We start from the raw sequence: 24,082 nt of genomic DNA on the forward strand, positions 1-24,082 counted from the left end.
TTCGAACTTCTGGCGAACCAAAGGAAGCCGATCCCTCCAATATCACACGCAAAACGTGGACAATCCGGCAGACAGGCCAGCATCAACCTGCCGCCCCCTTTCTTTCGTTTTTCTTTCTAAATTTGACAATTCGAAAGAAAGCCGGGATGGTAAGCCCGCCCCCACCGGAACCCCCCATGGACCGCGTCCTGCTTACCGACCCACCCACCTGGCAAGCGCTGGGTGGTGCCCACACCGCCAGTGAAATCGCCCAGCAACCCGCCGTGTGGGAGGCCTTGGCGAACGACCTGGGCCCATCCCGCGAACGGCTGCAGGCATTCCTGGGAGATTGCCTGTCCAACCCCGACCAGCGCGTGCTGTTCACCGGTGCGGGCAGCTCCGGCTTCATTGCCGAAATGGTGGCCGATACGATCAACGCACAGTGGCCAGCCGATGTGCGCGTGGTACACACCACCAGCCTGCTGACCCATCCGGCGCTGTACCTGCAGCACGACCGCCCCACCCTGCTGGTGTCCTTCGGCCGCAGCGGCTCCAGCCCGGAAAGCGTGGCGGCGGTCGAGCGCGTGCGCAGTGATGTGGCGCAGGCCCGCTTCCTGGACATCACCTGCAACGCCGATGGCGAGCTGGCGCAGCGTGGCGCTGGCCGCAGCGATACCTGCACCCTGCTGATGCCTGCCGCCAGCTGCGACCGTGCCTTTGCCATGACCAGCAGCCTGACCTGCATGCTGCTGGCGGCACTGACCGTGTTCGACCGCAGCACGTGGGACGAACGCATCGCGCGCCTGCGCACGCTGGCCGCCCTGGCCCGCAGTGGGCTGGCGCAGTGGGACGCACCGGTCGCCCTGCTGGCCGCGCGCCCGTTCAACCGGGTGATCTACCTGGGCAGCGGCCCGCTGGAAGCGCTGGCGCGGGAAGCTGCGCTGAAGGTGCTGGAGCTCACTGCCGGCCGCGTGCTGGCGTTGGCCAACACGCCGCTGGGTTTCCGCCATGGGCCGAAATCCACGTTGGATGAGACCACCCTGGTGGTGGTGCTGCGCAGCGCGCAGCCGCTGGCGCGTCGCTACGAAACCGACCTGCTGGCCGAACTGCGCCGCGACGGCGTGGCCGGGCAGGTGCTGTCGATCGGACCGGCCACTGACATCGGTGCCGACGATGACTACACACTCGCCGTACCGGCACTGGATGACCCCTGGCTGGCCCCGGTATGGCTGGGCTTTGCGCAGCTGTTGGCGCTGCGGCGTTCGGCTGCGCTCGGGTTGACCCCGGACAACCCCTTCCCCGACGGCACGGTCAACCGTGTCGTGCAGGGTGTGACCATCCACCATGGCTGAGCCCACCGCTCACGCCGGCTATGGCATCGACATCGGCGGCACCAAGACCGAACTGGTCGCCTGCGATGCGGCGCTGCAGGTCCTCTGGCGGCAGCGCATCGCCACCCCGCAGGGCGACTACCCCGGCTTCCTGCAGGCCGTGGTGGATCTGGTGGCGGCGGCCGATGCGGCACTGGGCCAGCGGGCCGGTGCGATCGGCATTGCGTTGCCGGGCGTGCGCGACCGCGATGGCCGCCAGCTCAGCGCCAACGTGCCCGCGCTGACCGGCCAGCAGGTGGCCGCGGACCTGCAGGCCCGCCTGTCGGTACCGCTGCGGTTCGGCAATGACCTGCAGTGTTTCGCCCTGTCCGAAGCCCATGGCGGTGCCGCTGACGGCTACCCCAGCATGTTCGGCGCGATCCTGGGCACCGGCGCCGGCGGCGGCTTCTGCGCGCAGGGCCGCCTGCTGGCAGGCTTCAACGGCCTGGCCGGGGAATGGGGCCACTGGAGCGTGCCGGCCCATCTGCTGCAACGCCATGGCCTGCCGTTGCTCGACTGCGGCTGCGGGCTGCGTGGCTGCCTGGAGCGCTATGTATCCGGCAGTGGCCTGGCGATGATCGAACGCCATCTCGGCGGCAGCGCGGCCAACGCCAGCGCGGTGATCGCCCTGGCTGACGCCGGTGATGTCCGTGCCGGCCACGCGCTGGACATCCACCGCGACCTGCTGGGCCACAGCCTGGCCGCACTGGTGCTGGCACTGGACCCGCACATCATCGTGCTCGGCGGTGGGCTGTCGCGCCATGCACCGCTGTACGAACAACTGCCTGCGGCCGTGGCCCGCCACCTGTTCAGCGGTGTGCAGGTACCGCCCATCGTGCCACCGCACTTCGGCGATGCCGGCGGTGCCCGCGGTGCCGCCCTGCTCGCCCTCGACTCCCCGCCTACCCAGCCCTCCGGAGCATGATGCCCATGTCTACGCTGCAGTCCCTGCTTGCCACCCATCGTGCCGGCCACAACGTAGGCCTGTACAGCGTCTGCTGCAGCAACGAGCAGGTGCTGCGCGCGGCCATGCACGTGGCCCTGCGCCACGACAGCGTGCTGCTCATCGAAGCCACCTCCAACCAGGTGGACCAGTTCGGCGGCTATACCGGCATGACGCCACCGCAGTACCGCGACTACGTACAGGCACTGGCCGCAGAGGAAGGCTTCCCGCACGCGCGGCTGGTGCTGGGCGGTGACCATCTTGGGCCGAATGCGTGGCAGAAGAAGCCAGCGGCCGAAGCCATGGCCCATGCACGCACGCTGATCGAAGCCTACGTGGCCGCCGGCTTCCACAAGATCCACCTGGACTGCAGCATGTCCTGCGCCGATGACCCGGTGCCGCTGCCCGACGCCATCGTTGCGGCACGCTCGGCCGAGCTGGCGCTCATCGCCGAACGCACCGCTGCCGACCACGGCCTGCCGCCACCGGTCTATGTCATCGGTACCGAAGTGCCCGTTCCCGGCGGCGAAGCCTCGCTGGCCGACGGCCTGCAGGTGACCACACCGGCGGCGGCCGCGCAGACGCTGGCCATCCACCAGCGCGCCTTCGACACGCCTGCACTGCACGCTGCATGGCAGCGCGTGATCGCCATGGTGGTGCAGCCGGGCGTGGATTTCGACCACAGCAGCGTGCACGAGTACGACCCGGCCGCCGCCGGTGCACTGGCCGATTTCCTCGAGCAGCAGCCGCGCATCGTGTTCGAGGCCCATTCCACCGATTACCAGCGCGAATCCGGGCTGCATGCCCTGGTACGCGACCACTTCGCCATCCTCAAGGTCGGCCCCGCCGCTACCTTCGCCTATCGCGAAGCGCTGTTCGCGCTGGCCGCCATCGAATCGGCGCTGCTGCCGGCGGCGCAGTGCTCGCAGCTGCCGCAGGTGCTGGAGCAGGTGATGCTGGCCCTGCCCGCGCCCTGGCAGGGGCACTACCACGGCGACGAAGCCACCCTGCGCCTGCTGCGCAGCTTCGCCTTCAGCGACCGCTGCCGCTACTACTGGGGGGAACCGGCGCTGGCGGCGGCCGTGCAGACCCTGTTCACCAACCTGCAGCAGCACGCCCCGCCGCTGGTGCTGCTGAGTCAGTACCTGCCCGAGCAGTACCGCGCGGTGCGCGAAGGCCAGCTGCAGAACACCCCGCAGGCACTGGTGCAGCACCGTATCGGCCTGTGCCTGGACGAATACGCCCGCGCCTGCACCCGCAACCAGGCCGGCGCACGCCCGCGCGTGAACGGCTAATCTCTGTCTTTCCACGTGAATCCAGAGAAGGCCATGCGCACGACCCGTCCCCGCCGCCAGCAGATCCTGCAGACCCTGATCGAAAAGGGTTCCGTGCAGGTCGCCGAGCTGGTCGACCGCTTCGGCGTGTCGGCGGTGACCATCCGCGCGGACCTGAGCCACTTCGAGGCACAGGGCCTGGCCACGCGCACGCATGGCGGCGCGACGCTGGTGCGCACGCCACCGCAGGAACAGGACATCCATGAAAAGGATGCGCTGAACCTGCCGCTGAAGGAATCCATCGGCGTGCGCGCTGCGCAGCTGGTGCAGCCGGGCGACAACATCATCATCGATTCGGGCTCCACCACCATGACCCTGGCCCGCCACCTGCGCGCGCACCGCGACGTCACGGTGATGACCAACGGCCTGAACATCGCCTGGGAACTGGCCAATGCGCCGGGCGTGAACGTGCTGCTGACCGGTGGCCTGCTGCGCAAGCAGTCGCTGTCGCTGCAGGGCAGCCAGGCCGAGGCCAGCCTCAACCCCTACAGTTTCGACACGCTGTTCCTGGGCGTGGACGGGCTGGACCTGCAGTTCGGCCTGACCACCCATGACGAGGCCGAGGCGCGCCTGAACCATCGCATGGTCGAGCGCGCCCGGCGCATCGTGGTGCTCACCGACGCCTCCAAGTTCGGGCGGGTCAGCCTGCATCGCATCGCGATGCTCGACCAGGTCCACGCCATCATCACCGACCCCGGCATCGACGAGGCCACCCGCGAGGGGCTGCAACGCCAGGGTATCGACGTCATCATCGCCGAGCCATCGCCACCATGACCCAACCGCGCACCCTGTATGGCCGCATCCTCACTCCCCTGGGGTGGCGCCGCGGCCATGTCCACTTCGATACACAGGTACGCCAGCTGCAGGTGGACGACCACAGCGGTGCCGATGACACCACCCTGCCGGTGATCCTGCCGGGCTTCGTCGACCTGCACGTGCACGGTGGCGCCGGCGTGGACCTGATGCAGGGCGGCGATGTGGCCCGCACCATCGCCCATACCCACGCCCGCTTCGGCACCACCACCCTGCTGGCGACCACGATGACCGCCGGCATGGACGAGATCGAACAGGCACTGCAGGGCGTGGCCAACGTGATGGCCGCCCCCGACGCCGATGCCGCCGACATCGTCGGTGTGCACCTGGAAGGCCCGTTCATCAGCCCGCAACGGCTGGGCGCGCAGCCGCCACGCACGGTGGAAGCCACGCTGGCGCGCGTGCAGGCCCTGCATGCACTGGCGCCGATCCGGGTGATGACGCTGGCACCGGAAATCGGCCAGCACACCGCGCTCATCCCCGCGCTGGCGGCCCTGGGCATCCGCGTGCAGGTCGGCCACAGTGCCGGCACCTACGAAGATGCCGTGGCGGCACTGCAGGCCGGTGCCGTGGGCTTCACCCATCTGTTCAACGGCATGACCGGCGTGGACCACTACCGGCCCGGCATCGCTGCCGCCGCACTCGCCCATGCGCAGTACGCCGAGATCATCCCCGACCTGCAGCATGTGCACCCCGGCGTGATCCGCCTGGCGGCGCGCGCGATTCCGCGCCTGTACGCAGTGACCGATGCCACCGCCGCCACCGGCATGCCCGATGGCGAGTACGCACTGGGCGAACAGCGCGTGCACAAGTGCATGGGCTGCGTGCGCCTGGCCAGCGGCTCGCTCGCCGGCAGCGCGCTGACGATGGACCAGGCGCTGCGCAACCTGGTGCAGGTGGGCATGGCGCTTGCCGATGCCTCGCAGCGCGTGTCCACCTTCCCGGCCGACTACCTGGGCCTGGCCGACCGCGGGCGCATCGCGCCGGACATGCGCGCCGACCTGGTGGTGGTGGATGCACAGCTGCAACTGCAGCAGGTGTTCGCCGCTGGCACGGCCATCGATCTGCACGTCGCGTAGCACCAGCACCACGCCCCCTGCGGTGGCCGCCGAGGCCGCCCGCCGCGCGGCCGACACCGCGCCCTCCTTCCTTCCAGGACTGCCCCGATGACCACCGCCACCGCCGCTGTGCCTGCGCCCCCTGCCCCGCGCTGGCCGGTCCGCTACCTGCTCTTCATCGGCGGCCTGGGCGGCCTGCTCTATGGCATCGACATCGGCATCATCGCCGGTGCGTTGCCCTATCTGGAGGCCACCGCCAGCCATGCCTGGCAACTCAGCAGCCAGCAGCTGGGCTTCGTGGTGGCCGCGGTGCTGCTGGGCAGCGTGCTGTCCTCGCTGTTCGCCGGGCTCATCGCCGACCTGATCGGCCGTCGTGGCGCCATGCTGCTGGCCGGTCTGCTGTTCACCGCCAGCATTCCGGTCATGGCGCTGGCCTCGGGCTACACGCCCCTGTTGCTGGGCCGCCTGCTGCAGGGCATCAGCGGCGGCCTGATCGGCGTGGTGGTACCGCTGTACCTGGCCGAGGTGCTCAGCCCCGAGCGACGCGGCCGCGGTGCGGCGATGTTCCAGCTGCTGCTGACCATCGGCCTGGTCCTTGCGGCATTGATCGGCCTGTATCACGCGCACGCGGTGGATGCCGCCGCCGAAGCCGTGCGTTCGCTGCCGACGGCGCAGCAGGCGCAGGCGCTGTTCGCGGTGAAGGACCACGCCTGGCGCACCATCTTCTGGAGCTGTCTGGCACCGGGCCTGCTGTTCTGCGCCGGCATCTTCTGGCTATCCGAATCACCGCGCTGGCTGGTGCGCCGTGGCCGCGTGGACGACGCCCGCCGCAGCCTGCAGCGCGTGCTGCCCGCCGCGCAGGTGGACGCTACACTGGCGCAGATCCAGGCACCGGAATCGACCGGCAGCGACGGCAAGCGCGACCCGCTGCTCAGCCGCCGCTACGTGGTGCCGTTCCTGCTCGCCTGCGTGGTGCTGGCCTGCACCCAGGCCACCGGCATCAACTCGGTGCTGGCCTATGCGGTGAACATCCTCAACCAGGCCGGCCTGTCCGGCTCGGTGGCCAACAGCGCCGACGCAGGAATCAAGCTGCTCAATGCGGTGATGACCGTGGTCGCGTTGCTGCTGGTGGACCGCAAGGGCCGCAAGTTCCTGCTGATGCTCGGCAGCGGCGGCATCTGCGTGGCCCTGCTGGCGGCGGCCACGCTGTTCTTCCAGGCCGAGCGCGGGCGCGCCGACGTGCAGCCGCAACTGCAGGCCGCTGTCAGTGGCGACGGCCTGCAGCTGGTGCTGGATGAGGCACAGTGGCAGCGCCTGCGCGGCACCCTCGATGGCCAGGGACAGCCACTGCAGCTGACCGTGTCATATGCCTATGGCGACTTCACCAATGTGCGTGCCCTGCGCAGCGACAACCTGACCGACCGCGAGCTGCGCATCGACCGCACCGGCACCGTGCAGCCGGACAGTGTGATCGGTGCGTTCTTCCGCACACTCCACCTGAACCCGTTCGCCGATCCGGCCAGCGCGGCGCAGGCACCGCTGCGCATCGAGCAGGCGCGCATCGGCCCGGTGCCACGGCCCGCCCATGGCTGGGCCGTCGCCACCTGCATCCTCGTGTTCGTCGCGTTCTTCGCAGTTGGCCCCGGCGTCTGCGTATGGCTGGCCCTCTCGGAACTGATGCCCAACCGCATCCGCTCCAACGGCATGAGCATCGCCCTGCTGATCAACCAGTTCGTCTCCACCACCATTGCCGCGCTGTTCCTGCCCACGGTGGGCCACCATGGCTACGCCAGCATGTTCGTGTTCTGGGCCGGCTGCACGCTGGTGTTCTTCCTGGTGGCCGCGTTCTGGCTGCCCGAAACCAAGGGCCGGTCACTGGAAGAGATTGAAGCCCGGTTTGCGCGGAAGCGGGGGTGACCGGATACCGGCCCACCCCGCTTCCGGCATCAGGGGGCTATTGCAGCTGCACCGGCGGCCCACCCTGGGTGATGTAGCGCGCCAGATCCTGGATCTGCTGTGCACTGGCACCTGCACTGTTGACCTGCATGCTGGCGCCGAACGGCCCCTGCACGGTGGCCACGGTCAACACATGATCATCCACGGTAACGGCCACCTGCTTGCCCACCAGTGCCTCGGTGGCCTTGTGCAGCCGTTCGGCCGCGTCCGGGCGGAAGCGGAAGGCCAGGGCCGGCTGGTTGGCCGGGTCCAGGTTGGTGGACACATCGATGATATCGGCGCTGGTCGCCAGCGCCGGCTCGCGCAGGCTCAAGGGACGCCCCTGCCATTCCAGCGTGCCCTGGCCGATCGCATCCACCGCACGCAGCTGCACCTGCACCCCGGCATGCGGGGCATGCAGGGCTTCATTCGGCGCCGGTGTACCGGAACCACAGGCGGTCAACGCCAACAACAGTGCTACGGAAATAAATCGCTTCATCGTGATCATCCCTGTCAGTGGGTGAAGGACATCACCGCAGGGCACGCAGCCGAAGGGCGACCACGACCTGCAGTACCCCATACATCAGGGTGAGGATGCCGATCCACAAGGTGGTCACGGCCACGCCCGCATACGGATTGGCGGCCAACAGCAGGCCCAGCACCACCGCCAGCACGCCGCTGAGGACCAACAGCCACTCACCACGGATATGCCTGCGCACGCGGAGGGCGAACACGATGCGGTAGATGCCCGCCACCAGCAGCCACGCGGCGAGGAACAGCACCAGTACGCCGGCCGTCGCCAGCGGGTTGATGACCGCCAGGGCACCAAAGCCCAGCGATGCGATCACGTAGACCAGCAGCCAGCTGCGTGATGCACCACTGCCACCGGTGATGAGCGCCAAGAGGCTGATGACCCCCTCCACGATCGCCATCACGCCCAGTATCCATGCCAGCGCCGTCGCCGCCGACAACGGCCAGCCGATGGCAACGATGCCAAAGCCCACCGCAACCAGGCCATACAGCAGCAGGATCCACCAGCTACGGCCGACCGCCGACAACAAGGGAGACACGGGTGACTTCATGACCAGGCCTTCGATCGGGAACCGGGTCCATCCTAGCCCGGGGGGATGAAGCGACCGATCACGGCACCCGGGCACAGACCCACACCCGCACTTCATCGACTCCCACCATCCGCAGCGTATCGGCGATCTCCACCACGGTACTGCCGGTGGTCATCACATCATCGACCAGCGTGAGGCGTGGTGGCACGACCCCACGCACATCAAAGGCATCGAACAGGTTGCTGCGGCGCTGCTCGGCGCTGCGCTCGGATTGCGGCGCGGTGTAGCGGCGGCGGTACAGGCCCCGCCAGACCGGCAGCCGCAGCAACCGGCACAGTTCGGCCGCCTGGTCGTAGCCGCGCCGGCGGATGCGCCGGTCATGCAGCGGCACCGGCACCAGTGGCAGACATGACCACGGCGGAGGAGCGCGCTGCATCAGCTGCGCCAACAGGCGACCGGCCGCCAGGTCCTGGTGGAACTTGTAGCGCAGCAGCAGCTGGTCCACCGGGGGCAGATACAGCAGGCTGGCATGCGCGGCGCCCTGCGGCGGCGGCTCGTCGCGGCAGGTACCACACACCGGCAGGGCGCCCTCGGGAAGGGGCAGCGCGCAGCGCAGGCACGCATGCCCCGCCCAGGGCAGATCGGCCAGGCACGCCGGGCAGAGATCGAGATCGTCGTGGCCCGGTTCGTGGCAGACCAGGCAGGTCAACGGCAGCAGCCGTCGCAGCACGCCTTGACTGACGGTTGAGAACCAGCGGTGGCAGAGCGCGGGCATGGCTGGATGCTGATCGCCGGCAATCACGGTGCATATCAGCCATCACCCCGCTTCGCGGTAGGAACGTGCCCCGTTGAGCAGCAGTGGCGCGCTTGCGTTGGTGTGTCGGCTTCAACCCGGATCGTGCTGACGCATGGCGCCCTGAATGACGCCATCAACTCGATTTGCACCGAAAGATTGTGACCGCGTCTGCAGGTCCGATCTTCCACTGCACCCTGTGCTTAAAACCAACCAAGAGTGCAGCTCCGCAGACAGGGAGGATGCAGGTGAGCAACAGCCATTGGATGGCACTTGCGCGGGCGATCGTGCTGGACGACCAGCGGGCACGGCAGATCCGGCTGCTGGGCCTGGACGAGGCCTGGGTGGTCGAACGCTTCGAAGGCGAGGAAACGGTCTGCGGCGACAACCGCCTGCAGATCGACTGCCTGGCCACCGACGCGTTCCTGGAACTGGACCCGTGGCTGGAGAAGCCGCTGACCCTGCAGCTGCGCCAGGCCGATGGCGGCCTGCGCCAGTGGCACGGCCTGTGCACCGAAGCGGCCCAGCTGGGCAGCGACGGCGGCCTGGCCCGCTACCGGCTCACCCTGGAGCCGTGGACCGCCCTGCTGCGCCTGCGCCGCAATGCGGTGATCTTCCAGGACAGCGACACCCGCGCCATCTGCGAGCAGATCTTCGCCGACTACCCGCAGGCCGCCTTCCGCTTCGACGTGCAGGCCACCCTGCCCGCCCGCGCCATCACCACCCAGTACCGCGAGACCGACTGGGATTTTGTCACCCGCCTGCTGGCCGAGGCCGGCCTGGCCTGGCGCATCGAGCAGGCCCAGGGTGATGAGCCCGGCCATACGCTGGTGGTGTTCGAGCCCGGCGCCGAGCAGCCCGACAGCGGCACGCTGCGCTTCCACCGCGCCGACATGGCCGAGGCCAGCGATGGCATCACCGCCTTTGCCGAGCGCCAGCAGCTGGTGCCCAACGCCAGCACCGTGGCCAGCTGGCACAGCGAGCAGGTCAGCGCCATTGCCGGCCAGTCCAGCGCCGATGCCGGCACCCTGCCGGCGCTGGAGGTCTACGTGCAGCCGCGCGCCGGGCGCTTTGCCCAGTCCGGCTGGGCCGATGCCGAAGCACAGGCCCGCCTGGATGCCCTGCGCGTGGGCCAGGTGCTGTACAGCGGCAGCGGCAGCGAGCGCCGGCTGGCCGCCGGCAGCACCTTTGCCCTGTCCCAGCACCCGCAGCACCAGGGCCAGCGCTTCCAGCTGCTGGCCGTGCAGCACGTGGCGGTGAACAACCTGGACCAGGGCATCGCCGAACTGCTGGGCAGCGCCGAGGCCGAGCGCGGCAGCTACCGCAACCGCTTCCTGGCCACCGGCGTGGACGTGCCGGTGCGCGCCCTGCCGCAGGACCGCCCGACCCTGCACGGCCCGCAGACCGCGCGCGTGGTGGGCGTGGCCGATGCCGCCCTCAGCCCCAGCCGCGAGCACCAGGTGCGCGTGCAGTTCGGCTGGCAGCGCGGTGCCAGCCCCAACCCCGGCGGGCTGACCGACACCGGCAGCGCCCGTTCCGGCCATGCCCCGGGCGATCACACCAGTGGCAGCTGGGTGCCCGTGGCCGAATGGGTGGCCGGCCCGAACTGGGGCAGCGCCTTCCTGCCGCGCATCGGCAGCGAGGTGCTGGTGGAGTTCCTGCACGGGGATATCGACCAGCCGCGCATCACCGGCCAGCTGTACAACGGCGAGGTCGCCCCGCCCTTCGGCGGTGGCATCGACGAGAAGGCGCGGCATCCCGGCGTGCTCAGCGGCCTGCACACCCGATCCCATGACGGCAGCGGCACCCAGCAGTGGGTGATCGACGACACCCCCGGCCAGCTGCGCACCCGCCTGCACAGCTCGCTGGCCGACAGCCGGCTGGAACTGGGCTACCTGATCGCCCACCAGGACACCGCCCGCGGCAGCCTGCGCGGGGAAGGCTTCGAGCTGGCCACCCAGGGCTGGGGCAACGTGCACGCCGCCGAGGGCCTGCTGCTGTCGGCCAGCCTGCAGGCCGGTGCCGGCTCGACGGTGATGGACAACGCCAGCGTGGTGGCCCAGCTCAAGGGCGCCGAGCGCAGCCTGGAGCAGATGCAGCAGACGCTGGGCCAGCAGCAGGTACCGGGCCTGGCCGAATTCCAGCGCACCCGGCAGCTGCGCGAGCAGATCGACCCGCAGGCGCAGGGCCGCTACAGCGGCCAGGTGAATGGCCAGAGCGCGATGAAGCCGGGCAGCGACGGCCGCAGCGCCGGTGACCAGCCGGTAGAGCGGCTGGGCACGCCGCTGCTGCTGGCCGAGGCCCCGCACCACATCGCCTGGACCACCCCGGCCAGCGCGGTGGCCTATGCCGGGCAGAACCTGCAGATGACGGTGCAGCAGGACCTGCACGTGAGCGCTGGCGAGACGCTGGCGACGGTGTCAGGCGAACAGGTTTCGCTGTTCACGCAGAGCGGCCCGCTGCGGGTGATCGCGGCCAATGGCCCGGTCAGTCTGCAGGCCCACGATGGCGAGCTGGAACTGCTGAGCGAGCAGGCGCTGACCATCACCGCCACCGACGAGCGCATCGACGTGCTGGCGCAGAGCAAGGTGGTGCTGCAGGCCGGCAGCAGTGCGATCACCCTGGACGGCGGCAACATCACCTTCAGCTGCCCGGGCGAGTTCAAGGTCAAGGCTGGCGAGCATCCGTTCATGCCAGGCGCATCCGAGCCTGCCGGCATCGTGCCACTGCCTCGCCTGCTCTCGCCGCGCATGGTGTATCGCGGAAAGCTGCATGTCGTGGACAGCCGCGATCGTGTGCTGCCCGACACCTACTACAGGATCGTCACCGAGGACGGCGATGTGCTTGCCCATGGCATCACCGACGACAGGGGGCGAAGCATCACGGTCGCTACCGAGAAGCGAGTTGCAGTGACGGCATATATCGGGCGGGGAGGCTGGCAGATCACCGAGCAGGTGACAGATGAAGACGACGCCTGTGGTTGCTGATGCCCGCACCGGTCCGGCACAGACAGAAGGATCACGAACGTGAGCGCACATGACCATCCCGATGCAAGTGGCATCACCGAGCTGGAATTCTCCACGTCGCTGGGCACGCCGATCGAAGGGCTGCGCTATCGGCTCAGCGATGGCCGGGGGCATGCGCGTCCGGCCATCACCGGTGCGGGCGGAACCGGAATCCGGCTGCGGACGGGCTTCAATGGAAGCGCCCCGGAAGCGCCTGACCTGTGGGTGCTGGAGGGTCCCGCAACAATCCTGCTGGAAGTGCAGCGTGATGACGGCAGCTGGAAGCTGATCGGAAGTTTCCAGCACGCGGCGAACAGCCACAAGCACGTGCGCGTGATCGCCCCTACTGTCGCCGTGCCCCTGCAGATGGACCCGATCTGATCGTTGCATAGGACCACATCACATGACACAGCATGCCCGCGCATTGCAGGTTCCCTTCCACACCGAAGTCGACGGTGATGGTGTCACCATGACCGTGTGCCGGTTGGATCGCCTGTATTACGCCAAGATCAAGTTGCAGATGAAGAGCAATGGCGCGACCAGCGCCGCAACGATCCTGCCCTATCTGATCGTCTATGCCGCGCCGGAGAGGCCGAATGTCTGGACGATAAGAGCACCTTCCATTGCGAGAACAGGAATGCGGGGTACACCCGGCCTCATCCACATGGAAATCGGCAGACCAGGTCGCTATCGGATCTACATCAAGGAACCTACCGAGACCTTTTCGCAAGACGAAGTATTTGCAATACAACAGCATGCTCTCGCCGACGGCACTAACAGCCATCGTGACGTTCAGCCAATTGTCGAGTTGGAGGTCATCGAAAACCCAAACTGCACGCTATCCATTCGGACGATTCATCCAAACGATCTGCAACGCACCCGGGGCGGCGGCGGTGACAGCATTCCTGTAGACACAGGCATTCTAAATTTTACCGAAGCCCACATCTTTGATGATCCAGAGCAAGCGCTTGACCTTGGCAACCACATCATCTCATTTCAACTCTGGGCCGATGCTTCGCGCACCTATGGCACCCAGCACCCCATAGTCCAGAACAGCGACTTCCGCGAGGCGCTGACTACCATCTATAGCGAGGGATTAACTGCTGGCACGGGTGCAGGCGACAGCGCTCATGATCGCACCCTCGGCTTTGGAGAGAGAGAAGTCCAGTTCAATCACCAGTCCACCACCGGAGGACGACGACGTCTGTCCTTCCTCGAAGACAACGGCCAACCTCACAACCGAATGACGGCAGACGAGACCTTACGCCGCACCCATCCGGCAACCATGGAGTTCCTGCTAAGAATGATGGATGACCTGGATATCACGTATGCGCGGGTCACAGGTGCTTGGCGCCCTCATATCGGCTCCACCCGCCACCGCTATGCTTCGGCTATCGATCTCACCCATGTGCGCACCACAGTTATTGGCACTGACGGCCAACAGCACACTGTCACCGTCCATTTTCACAGCGGGCTTTCAATGGACTCCAACCCAACCCGCGCTGTACCGGCCGAATCAGCCGCGCAAACACGTACGCGCGAATTCTCACTTCGAGTGCATAGATACATCGCCAATGCGCGAGCGCAACAGACACTGGGCTGGCTGGGTGGACCTTGGCGCCTGACATATAGCCAACTAGATCTAACCAATGTCGAACGAATCAATGCTGTAGCAATCGACACCAATGCAACCCACACAGATCACATGCATATCAGCATGGGAACTGATCAACCATGAATATGCTCGTTCTTCTAGCACTACTGAACGGCCCGCCCTCCTACGGGTTCCATGAAATACTTCCAGCGGCAATGGGACCAATCAACTGCCCAGAGCCACCCGCGACCATCCGAACGGCAGAAGGTCGCATCTATGAATGCCGGCCAGAAGAAGGACAAGACCCTTACGTCGACGTCACTCCGCCCGATGACCAGACCCACTGGAGGCTTCCTTTCGGCTCGACGGTGCCCCCACCCCGCGGAACCGGCAGCTATCACCCGCCTGAAGATTGGCACTTCCGCTCCATTATTGTGCGCAACAACCCCGCAGTACCGGGTTTCGAATACTTCTATGTCTTCGATCAACATGGCGTGGTGATCGAATCCAATCTGCCTCATGCAATCGGGGATCAGATGATGGAAATTCGCACCTCGGGCATTCGTATATGGCCTACGGCCAATGTCTACTATCTGATGCCGCCACTCAGCGCGACAGCGGAACAACGCATGTTACGTTCTGCCGGTCGAACAGGAGACCCTGGACGCTATGCATTGGTCGTTGATGGAAAGATGTTGTGCCCAGCATTGGATGAAAGCTACATCAGCGATTGGCCGCTGCCGAGGGCATCCCCATCACCCTTTCGCAAGAGCTTGAATGGGCACTGCGGTGACGCCTACCGAACTCCGTCGCGGTTCCCCGAGGACGACGCCCGCAATCCGCGCTACTACGCCTACCCGGGATTCAAAGCCGGCGGCCTCGATCTCCGATGGAGCTTCCAGCGCCACGACGAACCGGAGCGCCCGATTCTGAATCGGAAAGGCGAATGTGTCGCGCTGTGCACGCAGGGCACACCAAGGGCCCGCGACTGACGCAACTGCATACCCCACACTCAGCCCGCCCGCCCCACTCCTTCCGCGCCACGCGCCTGCAATGCCTGCCAGCGTGCAACAGCCTGGTCGAACACCTTCATGTCCTCGTCCACCAGCTGTTGCCAGTCCACCGGTTCGCCCAGCAGTTCTTCGACCATCTTCATTGGCGGGCGATCAAAGCCACGGCCGGCCACGTTGAGATAGCGCTCGCGGAAGCCCTGTGGATCCTGCTGCTGCAAGGCGTACAGGCGCACGGCAACCAGGCCGGCAGGCAGGTAGTTCACCAGATAGAGCGGGTCCTCCACCATCAACCGCTTGGCCTGCCACAGGCCACGCTGCTGCGGATACGCCTGCAGGCTGTCATCGAACGGTGCAAGCGCCTGCGCGGCCAGCGCGTCCAGGCCATCGGCGGAGGACACGGTCCTGGCCGCAACGCCGTCGTACAGCGCCTGTTCCAGCGTTGCCTCCTGCGCGGACGTGAAGATCTGCAGCACCATGTCCTCTACCAGTGACTGCTGGTACCACGCTTTGGCACGCACATCCGTGGCCTGCCGCTGCAGTTCATCGCGGAACATCAGTTCCCCGAAGATGGCGAAGGTTTCGTTCAGCCAGCCGGTACCGTTGCGGTACAGCGCAGAAGCGCCCTGACGGTCCATCCACTGTCCGTGCGCGGCATGATTGGCTTCGTGTACCAGCTCTACATCACCATCGAGGTCGTTGCGGAAGCGCCCGACGTAGACGACCGACGGCGCGCCCGGGGCGCTGATCGAGAAGGCATCCTGCACACGCGCTCCCGTTTCGGTGTCGATGTCCAAGCGTCCCCCGGCAGGATCGAGAATGGCCTGCAGCACACCAACATAGTCCGGTCCGAGCACCTGCATGGCCTCGCCCGCCGCGTCCTGCACCTGTGCCAGAGACAGCACAGGCGGGACGAAACCTGCTGCGGGCAGGGCCATGTCCCACGGCGCCGGATCAGGCGCGATGCCCGTGCGCTGCAGCTGCATGCGCCGGGCCTGCTGCCATGCCCGCAGATGGCCGGCCTGGGTACCGACGGCCTGCAGCATGGTCTGCACCTGCGCGCTGTCCAGTCCCATCTTCAGATAGGCCGCCTGTGGTGCGTTGTCATAGCCGCGCAGGCGCGCCTGCCCATCGTTCACCCGCGCCACGCCGATGAACACATCCGCCATCGCCTCGCGCTGTGCGGCAAGGCCAAGCCACCGTGCACGCCATGCGCGCTCGCGCACGGCGCGATCGGGCACCGTCGCGAGCACGGCAGCATCCTTGCCCGCGTCCAGCTGCCGCCCCTTCCAGTCGATCTGCTCGAAGCGGCCGGCCTGGCGTACATCACGGAACAGACGCCGGAAACTGGACAGTGCCGGATCGGCCAGGTGGTCAATGGCGGTTCCTGCCCATTCCGCCGCCGCGTGCGGTGCGGGGGACTGTCCGCGTTCCAGGAAGTAGCGGTAGGGCTGCACCCAGGCCGCATCCGGCGATGCGCCCTGCCCCACCGTACGCGCCAACGCTGCCGCATCACCGCAGATGTCACCGATCTCGTCCATGCCCGCACTGGCCACCGCATCGTTGCGGTCGCGCGACTGGCGCAGTTCCAGGTAGGCATGGTGGCGAAGGCAACGGCCATACAGCGCTTCGGCCTGCTGGAACCGATGCGCGGGCGCAGACGACCGGTCTGCTTCCAGGTGCTTGATGTTCTGCTGCAACACCAGACGCGCGCGCGCTTCTTCGGCATCGCTGGGGAAATAGCGCGTCTGGTCCACCCGCAGCGATACCGGTGCGGCTGCGGCAAACAACGGCAGTGAGGTCAGCACGCACAGCAGCGCGCGGCAGAGCGATGTTTGCATTCTTGCTTCCTTGCATGAAGCCAAGAGGATCTGCCGCGGGTGCGGGGGTGTCAACCGTGAGGACTTCAGAGGAACAGCGGTCGATCATTGCCGATGCCGCCATGGTCCCGCCCCAGCCGGGCCCCCTCCGTAAACTTTATTAAATTGAATCAGGTTGACAGTCCGCACCTGCCTCCCCACACTCCCTCGCTTCGTACCATCGTTCCCCAAGGTCCCGCCATGGCCACCGCCATCCGCCACGACTGGCAGCACGACGAACTGCAGGCGCTGTTCGAGCTCCCGTTCCCGGAACTGCTGTTCCGCGCCGCCGCTGTCCACCGCGAGCACTTCGACCCGGCCCAGGTGCAGGTCTCAACCCTGCTGTCGGTCAAGACCGGGGGCTGCCCCGAGGACTGCGCTTACTGCCCTCAGGCCCAGCGCTACGACACCGGCGTGTCGGCACAGAAGCTGATGGATACCGAGGCGGTGGTCGCCCGTGCACGTGCCGCGCGCGATGCCGGCGCCTCGCGCTTCTGCATGGGCGCGGCGTGGCGTTCGCCGAAGGACCGCGACATCCCGAAGGTCGCGGCAATGATCCGCGAGGTGAAGGCGCTGGGCCTGGAAACCTGCGCCACGCTGGGCATGCTCAGCGGCGAACAGGCCCAGGCGCTGCGTGAGGCAGGGCTGGACTACTACAACCACAACCTGGACACCTCGCCGGACTACTACGATTCGATCATCCATACCCGCCAGTACCAGGACCGCCTGGATACGCTGGGCCATGTGCGCGATGCCGGGCTGAAGACCTGCTGCGGCGGGATCGTCGGCATGGGCGAAACCCGCGCGCACCGGGTCGGCCTGCTGCTGGCGCTGGCCACGCTGCCGGCGCACCCCGATTCGGTACCGATCAACAAGCTGGTGCAGGTGGCCGGCACGCCCCTGCATGGCAGCGCGGAGCTGGACCCGTTCGAGTTCGTGCGGATGATCGCCGTGGCGCGCATCGTGATGCCGCGCTCGATGGTGCGGCTGTCGGCCGGCCGCGAGGCGATGAGCGATGAACTGCAGGCGCTGTGCTTCCTGGCCGGTGCCAATTCGATCTTCTACGGTGAGAAACTGCTGACCACCGGCAACCCGGATACCGCGCGCGACCAGGCCCTGTTCGCCCGGCTCGGCCTGGTGCCGATGGCGGTAGCCGTCGATGCCGCCGACCATGACCACCCCGGCACGGTCCACGCGCAGATCACCGAGGCCGGCGGGGCGCCTGGGGACGGCTGCGGGGGCGGTTGCGCGCACGCGGCCTGAGCCACGAGCGCCGGCCCCGGCAACGCGCTACCCTAGCTGCCCCGTCGTCGCCTGAAGCCACCATGGCCCGCCCCGACCTGACCGCCCGCCTGCTTGCCCAGCGTGCCCTGCGCGATGCCCAGGGCCGCCGCCGCACCCGTCGCACGGTGGACCGCCGCGACGGCGTCCGCCTGGAGGTGGATGGGCGCTGGCTGACCGGCTTCTGCAGCAACGACTACCTGGGCCTGGCCCAGCAGTTCGGCGTGGTCAACGCCCTGCAGGATGCCGCCGCCCGCGAGGGCGTGGGTTCGGGTGCCTCGCACCTGGTCTGTGGCCACCATGCCCTGCACGAAGCGCTGGAACGCGATGTCGCCGACTGGCTGGGGTACCCGCGTGCGCTGCTGTTCGGCAGCGGCTTTGCCGCCAACCTGGCCGTGCAGCAGGCCCTGCTGAGCGAAGAGAACGATGTCTGCGTGCAGGACAAGCTCAACCACGCCAGCCTGATCGACGCCACCCGCCTGGCCGGCGCGCGCCTGCGCCGTTACCCGCACCTGGACAGTGAAGGCGCGCTGCGCCAGCTCAAGCATGCGCCGGAAGGTGCGGCGATGCTGGCCACCGACGGCGTGTTCAGCATGGACGGCGACGTGGCGCCGCTGCGCGCCCTGTCCCTGGTCGCGCGCCTGCAGCAGGCGCTGCTGTACGTGGACGATGCCCATGGCGTGGGCGTGGTCGGCAAGTGCGGGCGCGGTTCGGTGGCCGCCGCCGGGCTCGGCGTGGCCGAGGTCCCCCTGCAGCTGGTCACGCTGGGCAAGGCACTGGGCGGCCATGGCGCGCTGGTGCTGGGCAGCGAAGACCTGATCGCACACCTGGCCGAAACGGCGCGCCCCTACATCTACACCACTGCGGTGCCGCCACCGCTGGCAGCCTCGGCGCTGGAAGCGGTGCGCCTGGCACGCCGCGACCACTGGCGCCGCGAAAAGCTGGTCGAGCTGATCGGCCTGTTCCGCAGCGGTGCCCGTGCGCATGGCCTGCCCCTGATGGCCTCCGATACACCGATCCAACCGCTGCTGTGCGGCAGCGATGCCGATGCCATGGCGCTGTCGCAGGCGCTGGAGCAGGCCGGTTGGCTGGTCGGTGCGATCCGTCCGCCCACTGTGCCGGACGGCAAGGCACGCCTGCGCGTGACCCTGTCGGCACTGCACACCCCCGAACAGGTGCGTGGCCTGGTGGACGCCATCGCCAGCGCGCGTGACCGCCTGGCAGCGACGGCCACAGCGCTGCCCAGCCCACCGCCGCTGCCGGTTTCCGCCTGACGCTGTACGGACGCTGCAATGCATATCGATGTCACCGGCCAGGGGCCGGACCTGGTGCTGATCCATGGCTGGGCGCTGCAGGGCGGGGTGTTCGCACCGCTGGTGCAACGCCTGGCCGATCGCTTCACCCTGCACTGTGTCGACCTGCCCGGGCATGGCCACAGCCGCGAGGACAGCACACCGCTGCGGCTGCCCTACGTGGTCAACGCCATTGCCGCCGCCACGCCGCCGGCGGTCTGGTGCGGCTGGTCGCTCGGCGGCCTGTTCGCCCTGCATGCGGCAGCCACCCTGCCGAAGGTACGCGGGCTGGCGATGATCGCGGCAACGCCGCGCTTCGTACGCGGGGATGACTGGCCCCATGCGGTGGAGCCGAGCGTGTTCGCGCAGTTCGGGCAGGAGCTGGCGACGGACTTCAGTGGCACGCTGGACCGTTTCCTGGCACTGGACGTGATGGGTTCGGCGCATGCGCGCGAGGAACTGCGCACCCTGCGCCAGCGCCTGGTCGAGCGCGGTGCACCCACCGAACGTGCCCTGCACGAAGGCCTGCAGCTGCTGGAGCAGGCCGACCTGCGCGGTGCGCTGCCCACGCTGGGCAAGCCGAGCCTGTGGATTGCCGGCCAGCGCGACCGCCTGGTGTCACCGGCGGCGATGCAGGCCGCTGCGGCACTGGCGCCCGGGGCACAGGTACTGACCGTGGCCCAGGGCGGCCACGCGCCCTTCCTCGGCCATGCCGACGAGGTGGCACAGGCGCTGCAACACTTCGTTGCCGGCCTGTCGGCCAGTGATCGCGGACAATGAGCGTCCTTTCCCCTTCGCTGCAGGACTGAACATGGATCTGGGTATTTCCGGCCGCTGGGCGCTGGTCTGCGGCGCCAGCAAGGGGCTTGGCCTGGGCTGCGCGCAGGCGCTGGCCCACGAAGGCGTGAACCTGGTCATCGTTGCCCGTGGCGAAGCAGCCCTGCAGGCCGCCGCCGCGCAGCTGCGCACCGTGCCCGGCGTGGGCGAGGTGCGCGCCGTGGCCGCCGATGTCACCACCGAACAAGGCCGTGCACTGGCCCTGGCAGCCTGCCCGCAGGTGGACATCCTGGTGACCAACGCCGGCGGCCCGCCACCGGGTGACTTCCGCACCTTCGAACGCGCCGACTGGATCGCCGCGATCGATGCCAACATGCTGGCCCCGATCGCGCTGATCCGCGCCACGGTCGACGCGATGATCGCGCGTGGCTTCGGTCGCATCGTCAACATCACCTCCTCGGCGGTGAAGGCGCCGATCGACAGCCTGGCGCTGTCCAACGGCGCGCGCAGTGGCCTGACCGGCTTCGTGGCCGGCCTGTCGCGGCGTACGGTGGCGCACAACGTGACCCTCAACAACCTGTTGCCCGGGCAGTTCGACACCGACCGCCTGCGCGGCAACTTCGCCCATGCCGCGGCCCAGCAGGGCATCGGCGATGCGGCCTTTGCCGAGCAGAAGCGCAAGGCGATCCCGGCCGGCCGCTTCGGCCAGGCCGACGAATTCGGTGCCGCGTGCGCGTTCCTGTGCAGCGCGCGCGCCGGCTACATCACCGGGCAGAACCTGCTGATCGACGGCGGCGCCTACCCGGGTACGTTCTGAGGCCGCGTGCGGCCCTGCAGTGAGAGTGTGAAGCCATGACCACCCCGTTCGATGCCCACCATATCCGTCGCGCGTTCTCGCGTGCCGCCGGCAGCTACGATGCCGCCGCCGCGCTGCAGCGCGAGGTGCAGGGCCGGCTGATGGAATCGCTGGATTACCTGGAGGCACGCACGCCGGCCGTGGTGCTGGACGTGGGCACCGGCACCGGCCATGGCGCGGCGCTGATGAAGAAGCGCTGGCCCAAGGCGCAGGTGATCGCCCTGGACCTGGCGCTGCCGATGCTGGCCCAGGCCAAGCGCCAGGCGGGCTGGTGGAAGCCGTTCCAGCGCGTATGCGCCGATGCGGCGGCGCTGCCACTGGCCGACAACAGCATCGATGTGATCTTCAGCAACCTGTGCCTGCAATGGGTGGAAGACCTGCCGGCGGTGTTTGCCGGCTTCCGTCGGGTGCTCAAGCCCGGCGGCCTGCTGCTGTGTTCCACCTTCGGCCCGGAAACGCTGGTGGAACTCAACGAAGCGTTCGCTGCCGCCGACGACCGCCCGCACGTCAGTCGATTCCCGCCCATCGCGCAGTTCGGCGATGCGCTGATGATGGCGGGCTTCCGCGATCCGGTGCTGGACCGTGACCTGTTCACCCTGACCTACGATGACCTGCCGGCGTTGATGCGCGAGCTGCGTGCACTGGGCGCGACCAACGCCCGCCAGGACCGCCGCCATACCCTTACCGGGCGTGGCCGTTTCGCCGCCGCCGCCACCGCCTACGAGGCACTGCGCCGTGACGATGGCAAGCTGCCCAGCAGCTGGGAAGTGCTGTACGCCCATGCCTGGGCCCCGGACCCGGGTGCCCCGATCCGCGAGCGTGGGCAGGACATCGCCGCTGTCCCGGTCTCGGCCATTCCGATCCGGCGCAAGCAGCCCTGAGGCGGCCTTACCCGTTCGTCGCGCTGACGAACAGGTCGCGGTGGAAGAAATAGATTTCCTGCGCCAGGAACCGCCAGCTGGTGTGGAAGCTGCGGAAGCGCGTGCTGGGCGTGGACGAGGCCAGTGCCTCGATGCCCATGGCCTTGCTCAGGCGCAGGGCACGGGCCATGTGCAGCGGGTCGCTGACGATGATGACCCGGTGCAGGCCACGCTGGTCCATCAAGCGCTTGGCTTCGACCAGGTTCTGCACGGTGTTGCGCGAGGCGGTCTCGATCATGATCGCGCTGTCGGGCACGCCATGCTTGAGTGCATAGCGCCGCGCCACCTGCGATTCGGAAAAGCGGGCGCTGCTGCCACCGTAGCCGCCGGTGAAGATCAGCAGCGGCGCATAACCGGCGTTGTACAGATCCAGCCCATGCCGGATGCGCTCTTCGAACACCGGTGAGGGCTTTGCATCGTAGGCGGCCGCACCCAGCACGATGATCGCATCGGCGCGTGCGGCCTGGTCACGCTCACCCACCCATACGATCCAGGCGGTGACACCCAGCAGCCACAGCAGCACCAGCACCAGCAGCCGCCACAACCAGCCCAGTGGCCCTGCCCGGTGCCGGCTCATGCCCGCGCCCATGGCAGGGCGTCCAGGTCGACGTTGCCGCCGGACAGCACCAGGCCCACGCGCTGCCCGGCAAACCGTGCCGGCTGGGCCAGCACCGCGGCCAGGGTGATCGCCGAGGACGGTTCCACCACCTGCTTGAGCACCTCCCACAGCAGGCGCATGGCGGCCACCGTGGCCGCGTCGTCGACCACGATCACCTCCACGCCGGCCTGCTGCAGCAGTTCGAAGTTGGGCTGGCCCAAGGTGCCACGCAGGCCGTCGCAGACCGTGTCGGGCACGAAGTCGATCTGCCGCTCCCCCGCCGCCAGGGAACGGGCGGTATCGGCCGCACCCGCCGGTTCGGCCAGTACCAGCCGGGTGCCGGGCGCGGCGTGCTGCAGCGCCAGGGCCGTACCGCTGGCCAACCCGCCGCCACCGGCCGGTACCACCAGCACGTCCAGCGCCCCGGCCTGCCCCAGCAGTTCCAGCGCGGCCGTGCCCTGGCCGGCGATGACTGCCGCATCCGCATAGGGGTGCACGAGCGTGGCGCCGGTGTCGGCCTGCACCTGGGCACAGGTGGCTTCGCGGGCGGCAATGGTCGGCGCGCACTGCCACAGCGTGGCGCCATGGCGGGCGATGTTGGCCAGCTTGGCGGCAACGGCGCCTTCGGGCACCACCACATGGCAGGCGATGCCCCGGGTGCGGGCGGCCAGGGCCAGGGCCGCACCATGGTTGCCGGAAGAATGGGTGACCACGCCCGCTGCGGCCTGGGCCGCATCCAGGCCCCACACCGCGTTGCAGGCCCCGCGGAACTTGAAGGCGCCGCCGCGCTGCAGGTGTTCGGCCTTGAAATGCAGGCGGGCGCCGGCCAGCGCATCAAGCTGCCGCGACTGCAGGACCGGGGTGACCGTGGCATGCGGGGCGATCCGGGCGGCGGCGGCCAGGACATCGGCGGGACAAGGCAGCGAAGCGGCGTTCATGAAGCAAGATTAACGTACCGGCCCGGCTGGCACCCCCGCCGCCGGTCATGCCAGCATGGCGCCCTTTACCGCCATTCATCCTGGACCGGCCGAGTTAAGGGCCGATTCAATGCGCCGCGCAGAAGCTGGCGACATACCCGAAGGGGGGACACGAACATGAAGATGCGTCTATTGCTTGCGGGGGGCCTGCTGCTGGCCCTGTCCGGCTGTGCCACCTACGACTATGTCGGCGGGGGCAGCGGCTATTACCGCGGCGCGCCGTCGGTGCAGTACAACTACCCCTACGGCTACCCTGGTTATGGGTATGGTGGGTACCCGTATTACGGCGGCTATGGCTATTACGGCTACAACGGCCCGTACTACCGCCCCATCCATCGCCCACCGCCGCGTCCGGACAACCGCCCGCCGCCGCCGCGCCCGCCCCGTCCCGGCTACAACGGTGGGTCGCCCTGGCGGAACATGGATTCGCTGACACGCCCGGCACGGCCGAATCCCCCGGCCCAGGCGCCGTCGGCACCGAGTGCACCCAGGATGAACGGTTCCCCCTGGCGCAACATGGATCGTGCGACGCAGCGCTCACTTTGACACTAGGACGTATTGCATTTCATTCGGTCCAAGGCCCACTCTAGACGGGCAGTGACCGCCCGGGTCAGAAAGTGACCTTCT

Annotated in this window: 22 protein-coding genes; 16 read left to right on the plus strand and 6 right to left on the minus strand. The window is 68.1% G+C overall.

Going from position 1 to position 24,082, the window contains the following annotated elements:
- The first annotated feature begins 176 nt into the window (after nt 1-176).
- The 6 genes from Q9R17_RS07225 (at nt 177) to Q9R17_RS07250 (ending at nt 7,414) form a co-directional block, all read left to right on the plus strand.
- Nucleotides 177-1,331, plus strand: coding sequence for an SIS domain-containing protein (locus Q9R17_RS07225; protein ID WP_308157743.1), 1,155 nt, complete (start codon nt 177-179; stop codon nt 1,329-1,331).
- Complete coding sequence (locus tag Q9R17_RS07230; protein ID WP_308157744.1) at nt 1,324-2,274, plus strand: ROK family protein; 951 nt, start codon at nt 1,324-1,326, stop codon at nt 2,272-2,274. The genes Q9R17_RS07225 and Q9R17_RS07230 overlap by 8 nt, the downstream gene beginning before the upstream one ends.
- A 5-nt stretch (nt 2,275-2,279) precedes the next feature.
- Entirely contained in the window at nt 2,280-3,587 is a 1,308-nt protein-coding gene (locus Q9R17_RS07235; RefSeq protein WP_308157745.1) for a D-tagatose-bisphosphate aldolase, class II, non-catalytic subunit, read from the plus strand.
- Between the two features lie 33 nt (nt 3,588-3,620).
- Entirely contained in the window at nt 3,621-4,400 is a 780-nt protein-coding gene (locus Q9R17_RS07240) for a DeoR family transcriptional regulator (RefSeq protein WP_308157746.1), read from the plus strand.
- Nucleotides 4,397-5,518, plus strand: a complete 1,122-nt coding sequence (nagA, locus tag Q9R17_RS07245; RefSeq protein ID WP_308157747.1) for an N-acetylglucosamine-6-phosphate deacetylase — start codon at nt 4,397-4,399, stop codon at nt 5,516-5,518. The genes Q9R17_RS07240 and nagA overlap by 4 nt, the downstream gene beginning before the upstream one ends.
- 87 nt (nt 5,519-5,605) lie before the next feature.
- A complete protein-coding gene (locus Q9R17_RS07250; RefSeq protein WP_308157748.1) occupies nt 5,606-7,414 on the plus strand; it encodes an MFS transporter in 1,809 nt (602 codons plus the stop codon).
- 37 nt (nt 7,415-7,451) lie between these two features.
- Here the strand turns inward: Q9R17_RS07250 and Q9R17_RS07255 are convergent, their stop codons facing one another.
- Genes Q9R17_RS07255 through Q9R17_RS07265 form a run of 3 tightly spaced genes read right to left on the minus strand, consistent with a single transcriptional unit; the run spans nt 7,452 to nt 9,268 of the window.
- Complete coding sequence (locus Q9R17_RS07255) at nt 7,452-7,931, minus strand: hypothetical protein (RefSeq protein ID WP_308157749.1); 480 nt, start codon at nt 7,929-7,931, stop codon at nt 7,452-7,454.
- 31 nt (nt 7,932-7,962) lie between these two features.
- Complete coding sequence (locus tag Q9R17_RS07260) at nt 7,963-8,514, minus strand: DUF308 domain-containing protein (RefSeq protein WP_308157750.1); 552 nt, start codon at nt 8,512-8,514, stop codon at nt 7,963-7,965.
- Nucleotides 8,515-8,572: 58 nt separating this feature from the next.
- Complete coding sequence (locus tag Q9R17_RS07265; RefSeq protein WP_308157751.1) at nt 8,573-9,268, minus strand: ComF family protein; 696 nt, start codon at nt 9,266-9,268, stop codon at nt 8,573-8,575.
- Nucleotides 9,269-9,552: 284 nt separating this feature from the next.
- On the opposite strand from Q9R17_RS07265, the gene Q9R17_RS07270 reads away from it, so the two are divergent.
- Genes Q9R17_RS07270 through Q9R17_RS07285 form a run of 4 tightly spaced genes read left to right on the plus strand, consistent with a single transcriptional unit; the run spans nt 9,553 to nt 14,877 of the window.
- The gene (locus Q9R17_RS07270) at nt 9,553-12,273 is read left to right on the plus strand and encodes a type VI secretion system Vgr family protein (RefSeq protein ID WP_308158304.1); all 2,721 of its coding nucleotides are present in this window, start codon (nt 9,553-9,555) and stop codon (nt 12,271-12,273) included.
- Between the two features lie 39 nt (nt 12,274-12,312).
- Nucleotides 12,313-12,672, plus strand: a complete 360-nt coding sequence (locus tag Q9R17_RS07275; RefSeq protein ID WP_308157752.1) for a hypothetical protein — start codon at nt 12,313-12,315, stop codon at nt 12,670-12,672.
- A 22-nt stretch (nt 12,673-12,694) separates the two neighbouring features.
- A complete protein-coding gene (locus Q9R17_RS07280) occupies nt 12,695-14,029 on the plus strand; it encodes a hypothetical protein (RefSeq protein ID WP_308157753.1) in 1,335 nt (444 codons plus the stop codon).
- Entirely contained in the window at nt 14,026-14,877 is an 852-nt protein-coding gene (locus Q9R17_RS07285; RefSeq protein ID WP_308157754.1) for a hypothetical protein, read from the plus strand. Before Q9R17_RS07280 ends, Q9R17_RS07285 begins: the two co-directional genes overlap by 4 nt.
- A 20-nt stretch (nt 14,878-14,897) precedes the next feature.
- On the opposite strand, the gene Q9R17_RS07290 is transcribed toward Q9R17_RS07285, so the two are convergent.
- Nucleotides 14,898-16,736 carry a M3 family metallopeptidase gene (locus Q9R17_RS07290; protein ID WP_308157755.1) on the minus strand — a complete coding sequence of 613 codons (1,839 nt, stop codon included), beginning with the start codon at nt 16,734-16,736 and terminating at the stop codon, nt 14,898-14,900.
- A gap of 219 nt (nt 16,737-16,955) precedes the next feature.
- On the opposite strand from Q9R17_RS07290, the gene bioB reads away from it, so the two are divergent.
- The 5 genes from bioB (at nt 16,956) to bioC (ending at nt 21,841) form a co-directional block, all read left to right on the plus strand.
- Nucleotides 16,956-18,017 carry a biotin synthase BioB gene (bioB, locus tag Q9R17_RS07295; protein WP_308157756.1) on the plus strand — a complete coding sequence of 354 codons (1,062 nt, stop codon included), beginning with the start codon at nt 16,956-16,958 and terminating at the stop codon, nt 18,015-18,017.
- A gap of 62 nt (nt 18,018-18,079) precedes the next feature.
- Complete coding sequence (gene bioF / locus Q9R17_RS07300) at nt 18,080-19,309, plus strand: 8-amino-7-oxononanoate synthase (protein ID WP_308157757.1); 1,230 nt, start codon at nt 18,080-18,082, stop codon at nt 19,307-19,309.
- Between the two features lie 18 nt (nt 19,310-19,327).
- The gene (bioH, locus tag Q9R17_RS07305; protein WP_308157758.1) at nt 19,328-20,107 is read left to right on the plus strand and encodes a pimeloyl-ACP methyl ester esterase BioH; all 780 of its coding nucleotides are present in this window, start codon (nt 19,328-19,330) and stop codon (nt 20,105-20,107) included.
- A 31-nt stretch (nt 20,108-20,138) separates the two neighbouring features.
- Nucleotides 20,139-20,921: an SDR family oxidoreductase gene (locus Q9R17_RS07310; protein ID WP_308157759.1), complete on the plus strand. Its 783-nt coding sequence runs from the start codon at nt 20,139-20,141 to the stop codon at nt 20,919-20,921.
- A 35-nt stretch (nt 20,922-20,956) separates the two neighbouring features.
- A complete protein-coding gene (gene bioC / locus Q9R17_RS07315; protein WP_308157760.1) occupies nt 20,957-21,841 on the plus strand; it encodes a malonyl-ACP O-methyltransferase BioC in 885 nt (294 codons plus the stop codon).
- Between the two features lie 7 nt (nt 21,842-21,848).
- On the opposite strand, the gene Q9R17_RS07320 is transcribed toward bioC, so the two are convergent.
- Together Q9R17_RS07320 and Q9R17_RS07325 are read right to left on the minus strand one after the other, a co-directional pair.
- The gene (locus Q9R17_RS07320) at nt 21,849-22,469 is read right to left on the minus strand and encodes a YdcF family protein (RefSeq protein WP_308157761.1); all 621 of its coding nucleotides are present in this window, start codon (nt 22,467-22,469) and stop codon (nt 21,849-21,851) included.
- Nucleotides 22,454-23,416, minus strand: a complete 963-nt coding sequence (locus tag Q9R17_RS07325) for a pyridoxal-phosphate dependent enzyme (protein ID WP_308157762.1) — start codon at nt 23,414-23,416, stop codon at nt 22,454-22,456. Before Q9R17_RS07325 ends, Q9R17_RS07320 begins: the two co-directional genes overlap by 16 nt.
- A 156-nt stretch (nt 23,417-23,572) precedes the next feature.
- Here Q9R17_RS07325 and Q9R17_RS07330 point away from each other — a divergent pair, with 156 nt between their 5' ends.
- A complete protein-coding gene (locus Q9R17_RS07330; protein ID WP_308157763.1) occupies nt 23,573-24,001 on the plus strand; it encodes a hypothetical protein in 429 nt (142 codons plus the stop codon).
- Nucleotides 24,002-24,082 lie beyond the last annotated feature (81 nt).

This window comes from Stenotrophomonas sp. 24(2023), from assembly GCF_030913365.1.
GTDB lineage: Bacteria > Pseudomonadota > Gammaproteobacteria > Xanthomonadales > Xanthomonadaceae > Stenotrophomonas.

What these genes read in the sequence shown, in the direction of transcription:
- Q9R17_RS07225 (WP_308157743.1), top strand. Translation starts at nt 177, where the DNA reads ATGGACCGCGTCCTGCTTACCGACCCACCCACCTGGCAAGCGCTGGGT.
- Q9R17_RS07230 (WP_308157744.1), top strand. Translation starts at nt 1,324, where the DNA reads ATGGCTGAGCCCACCGCTCACGCCGGCTATGGCATCGACATCGGCGGC.
- Q9R17_RS07235 (WP_308157745.1), top strand. Translation starts at nt 2,280, where the DNA reads ATGTCTACGCTGCAGTCCCTGCTTGCCACCCATCGTGCCGGCCACAAC.
- Q9R17_RS07240 (WP_308157746.1), top strand. Translation starts at nt 3,621, where the DNA reads ATGCGCACGACCCGTCCCCGCCGCCAGCAGATCCTGCAGACCCTGATC.
- nagA (WP_308157747.1), top strand. Translation starts at nt 4,397, where the DNA reads ATGACCCAACCGCGCACCCTGTATGGCCGCATCCTCACTCCCCTGGGG.
- Q9R17_RS07250 (WP_308157748.1), top strand. Translation starts at nt 5,606, where the DNA reads ATGACCACCGCCACCGCCGCTGTGCCTGCGCCCCCTGCCCCGCGCTGG.
- Q9R17_RS07255 (WP_308157749.1), bottom strand. Translation starts at nt 7,931, where the DNA reads ATGAAGCGATTTATTTCCGTAGCACTGTTGTTGGCGTTGACCGCCTGT.
- Q9R17_RS07260 (WP_308157750.1), bottom strand. Translation starts at nt 8,514, where the DNA reads ATGAAGTCACCCGTGTCTCCCTTGTTGTCGGCGGTCGGCCGTAGCTGG.
- Q9R17_RS07265 (WP_308157751.1), bottom strand. Translation starts at nt 9,268, where the DNA reads ATGCCCGCGCTCTGCCACCGCTGGTTCTCAACCGTCAGTCAAGGCGTG.
- Q9R17_RS07270 (WP_308158304.1), top strand. Translation starts at nt 9,553, where the DNA reads ATGGCACTTGCGCGGGCGATCGTGCTGGACGACCAGCGGGCACGGCAG.
- Q9R17_RS07280 (WP_308157753.1), top strand. Translation starts at nt 12,695, where the DNA reads ATGACACAGCATGCCCGCGCATTGCAGGTTCCCTTCCACACCGAAGTC.
- Q9R17_RS07285 (WP_308157754.1), top strand. Translation starts at nt 14,026, where the DNA reads ATGAATATGCTCGTTCTTCTAGCACTACTGAACGGCCCGCCCTCCTAC.
- Q9R17_RS07290 (WP_308157755.1), bottom strand. Translation starts at nt 16,736, where the DNA reads ATGCAAACATCGCTCTGCCGCGCGCTGCTGTGCGTGCTGACCTCACTG.
- bioB (WP_308157756.1), top strand. Translation starts at nt 16,956, where the DNA reads ATGGCCACCGCCATCCGCCACGACTGGCAGCACGACGAACTGCAGGCG.
- bioF (WP_308157757.1), top strand. Translation starts at nt 18,080, where the DNA reads ATGGCCCGCCCCGACCTGACCGCCCGCCTGCTTGCCCAGCGTGCCCTG.
- bioH (WP_308157758.1), top strand. Translation starts at nt 19,328, where the DNA reads ATGCATATCGATGTCACCGGCCAGGGGCCGGACCTGGTGCTGATCCAT.
- Q9R17_RS07310 (WP_308157759.1), top strand. Translation starts at nt 20,139, where the DNA reads ATGGATCTGGGTATTTCCGGCCGCTGGGCGCTGGTCTGCGGCGCCAGC.
- bioC (WP_308157760.1), top strand. Translation starts at nt 20,957, where the DNA reads ATGACCACCCCGTTCGATGCCCACCATATCCGTCGCGCGTTCTCGCGT.
- Q9R17_RS07320 (WP_308157761.1), bottom strand. Translation starts at nt 22,469, where the DNA reads ATGGGCGCGGGCATGAGCCGGCACCGGGCAGGGCCACTGGGCTGGTTG.
- Q9R17_RS07325 (WP_308157762.1), bottom strand. Translation starts at nt 23,416, where the DNA reads ATGAACGCCGCTTCGCTGCCTTGTCCCGCCGATGTCCTGGCCGCCGCC.
- Q9R17_RS07330 (WP_308157763.1), top strand. Translation starts at nt 23,573, where the DNA reads ATGAAGATGCGTCTATTGCTTGCGGGGGGCCTGCTGCTGGCCCTGTCC.